This window comes from Mesorhizobium sp. B2-8-9 (assembly GCF_006439475.1).
Lineage (GTDB): Bacteria > Pseudomonadota > Alphaproteobacteria > Rhizobiales > Rhizobiaceae > Mesorhizobium.
In genome coordinates, this window is record NZ_VFTQ01000062.1 from 2,501 (window position 1) to 5,993 (window position 3,493).

The following is a 3,493-nucleotide window of genomic DNA, read 5'->3' on the forward strand; positions in this document are numbered from 1 at the left end:
GGTGGATGCCTTGGCATGCACAGGCGATGAAGGACGTGATACGCTGCGATAAGCTACGGGGAGGTGCGAATACCCTTTGATCCGTAGATTTCCGAATGGGGAAACCCACCTAAGGTACTTGGAAAATCAGAGCAGCAGGGATGCGACGATCCTTCGGATCGCGCCGTCTTGCTGCTGTGGTTTCCAAGTATCGCTAATAGGTAACTTATCCTGAATACATAGGGATAAAGTGGCGAACGCGGGGAACTGAAACATCTAAGTACCCGTAGGAAAGGACATCAACCGAGACTCCGGAAGTAGTGGCGAGCGAACCCGGACCAGGCCAGTGGCGATTGAGAGACAAGCGGAACCTTCTGGAAAGTAGGGCCATAGCGGGTGACAGCCCCGTACGCGTAATGCGATCAATCGTCCTCGAGTAAGGCGGGACACGTGAAATCCTGTCTGAAATTGGGAGGACCACCTTCCAAGCCTAAGTACTCGTGCATGACCGATAGCGAACTAGTACCGTGAGGGAAAGGTGAAAAGCACCCCGACAAGGGGAGTGAAAGAGTACCTGAAACCGATTGCCTACAAACAGTGGGAGCCCGCAAGGGTGACCACGTACCTTTTGTATAATGGGTCAGCGACTTAGTGTGACGAGCAAGCTTAAACCGGTAGGTGTAGGCGCAGCGAAAGCGAGTCTGAACAGGGCGTTCAGTTCGTCGCATTAGACCCGAAACCGAGTGATCTAGCCATGAGCAGGTTGAAGGTAAGGTAACACTTACTGGAGGACCGAACCCATAACTGTTGCAATAGTTCGGGATGACTTGTGGCTAGGGGTGAAAGGCCAATCAAACTCGGAAATAGCTGGTTCTCCGCGAAATCTATTTAGGTAGAGCGTCGACCGAATACCCCAGGGGGTAGAGCACTGGATGGGCTAGGGGTCCTCACCGGATTACCAAACCTAACCAAACTCCGAATACCTGGGAGTACTAGTCGGCAGACACACGGCGGGTGCTAACGTCCGTCGTGAAAAGGGAAACAACCCTGACCTACAGCTAAGGTCCCCAAGTTATGGCTAAGTGGGAAAGGATGTGAGGATCCCAAAACAACCAGGATGTTGGCTTAGAAGCAGCCATCATTTAAAGAAAGCGTAACAGCTCACTGGTCTAAATAAGGGTCTTTGCGCCGAAAATGTAACGGGGCTAAAGCCATACACCGAAGCTTAGGGTTCGTGAGCAATCACGAGCGGTAGCGGAGCGTTCTGTAAGCTGATGAAGCCGTACCCGTGAGGGGCGGTGGAGGTATCAGAAGTGCGAATGCTGACATGAGTAACGTAAGGGGAGTGAGAGACTCCCCCGCCGAAAGACCAAGGGTTCCTGCTTAAAGTTAATCTGAGCAGGGTTAGCCGGCCCCTAAGACGAGGCGGAAACGCGTAGTCGATGGGAACCACGTTAATATTCGTGGGCCTGGAGGTAGTGACGGATCACACAAGTTGTCCAATCTTATCGGATTGAAAGGGCAGCGGAGTGGTTCCAGGAAATAGCTCCTCCTTATAGACCGTACCCGAAACCGACACTGGTGGTCAGGTAGAGTATACCAAGGCGCTTGAGAGAACTATGCTGAAGGAACTCGGCAAATTGCACGCGTAACTTCGGAAGAAGCGTGACCCTTTTCTGCGCAAGCAGAGGAGGGTGGCACAGACCAGGGGGTAGCGACTGTTTATCAAAAACACAGGGCTCTGCGAAGCCGCAAGGCGACGTATAGGGTCTGACGCCTGCCCGGTGCTGGAAGGTTAAGAGGAGGGGTGCAAGCTCTGAATCGAAGCCCCAGTAAACGGCGGCCGTAACTATAACGGTCCTAAGGTAGCGAAATTCCTTGTCGGGTAAGTTCCGACCTGCACGAATGGCGTAACGACTTCCCCGCTGTCTCCAGCATAGACTCAGTGAAATTGAATTCCCCGTGAAGATGCGGGGTTCCTGCGGTTAGACGGAAAGACCCCGTGCACCTTTACTATAGCTTTACATTGGCATTCGTAGTGGCATGTGTAGGATAGGTGGTAGGCTTTGAAGCCTGGGCGCCAGCTCAGGTGGAGCCACCCTTGAAATACCACCCTTATCACTATGGATGTCTAACCGCGGCCCGTTATCCGGGTCCGGGACAATGTATGGTGGGTAGTTTGACTGGGGCGGTCGCCTCCTAAAGAGTAACGGAGGCGCGCGATGGTGGGCTCAGAACGGTCGGAAATCGTTCGCTGAGTGCAATGGCATAAGCCTGCCTGACTGCGAGACTGACAAGTCGAGCAGAGACGAAAGTCGGTCATAGTGATCCGGTGGTCCCGCGTGGAAGGGCCATCGCTCAACGGATAAAAGGTACGCCGGGGATAACAGGCTGATGACCCCCAAGAGTCCATATCGACGGGGTTGTTTGGCACCTCGATGTCGACTCATCGCATCCTGGGGCTGGAGCAGGTCCCAAGGGTATGGCTGTTCGCCATTTAAAGCGGTACGTGAGTTGGGTTCAGAACGTCGTGAGACAGTTCGGTCCCTATCTGCCGTGGGTGTAGGAATATTGAAAGGATCTGTCCCTAGTACGAGAGGACCGGGATGGACGGATCTCTGGTGGACCTGTTGTGGCGCCAGCCGCATTGCAGGGTAGCTATATCCGGACGGGATAACCGCTGAAGGCATCTAAGCGGGAAACCCACCTTGAAACGAGTATTCCCTGAGAACCGTGGAAGACGACCACGTTGATAGGCCGGGTGTGGAAGAGCGGCAACGCTTGAAGCTTACCGGTACTAATAGTTCGATAGGCTTGATCGTTCTCATTACTTATATCCATCAAGGCGCAATCCGAAGGATTGTCGCCATTCTCACTCACGCTTGTTCCGCCCTGCGGGCGGCGCTACGTGGGTGCGGCGCAACAGCGCCGACGGTCGGTCGACCTTGCGAAGCTTCGCTTCGAAGGGCGCCAGGCTGAAAGAACGTCAAAGGCACAACAAAGACCAGCGAATAGCTTAGAGAAAGCAGCAAATAGGGCTCCCTATTCGCTACTCATATTGGCTATTCGCTCAAACAGCTTCTCGATTTGAACATGCGTTTTGCCGACCTGGTGGTTATGGCGGAGCGGCTGCACCCGATCCCATTCCGAACTCGGCCGTGAAACGCTCCAGCGCTGATGGTACTTCGTCTCAAGACGCGGGAGAGTAGGTCGCTGCCAGGTCTGCAAAGCGCATGTTCACCTCACATCCAGATCCACAGGATCCGGATGAAGACAATCTTTTCTCTACGATCTTAAGGCCCGCCAAACGGGATCACGGGCCGCGCAAGCGGCCCTTTCATTTGGCGGCTCTTGAATCCGGTAAGATCAAACTTACCTCCAAGGACGCAAGCAAACGCTTGCTCGTGGTCGCAAGCAAACGCTTGCTCGTAGTTGACGCGGGGTGGAGCAGCCCGGTAGCTCGTCAGGCTCATAACCTGAAGGTCACAGGTTCAAATCCTGTCCCCGCAACCAA

At 54.1% G+C, this 3,493-nt stretch carries 1 tRNA gene and 2 rRNA genes (1 of these 3 only partly in view); all 3 read left to right on the forward strand.

The annotated features are described in order from the left end of the window. A 23S ribosomal RNA gene (locus FJ423_RS33210) occupies positions 1–2,801 on the forward strand (it extends 23 nt beyond the left edge of the window). Positions 2,802–3,086: 285 nt separating this feature from the next. Beyond that, a 5S ribosomal RNA gene (gene rrf, locus FJ423_RS33215) occupies positions 3,087–3,201 on the forward strand. Positions 3,202–3,415: 214 nt separating this feature from the next. Then, positions 3,416–3,492: transfer RNA gene (locus tag FJ423_RS33220), tRNA-Met, on the forward strand. The last annotated feature ends 1 nt before the right edge of the window (position 3,493 follow it).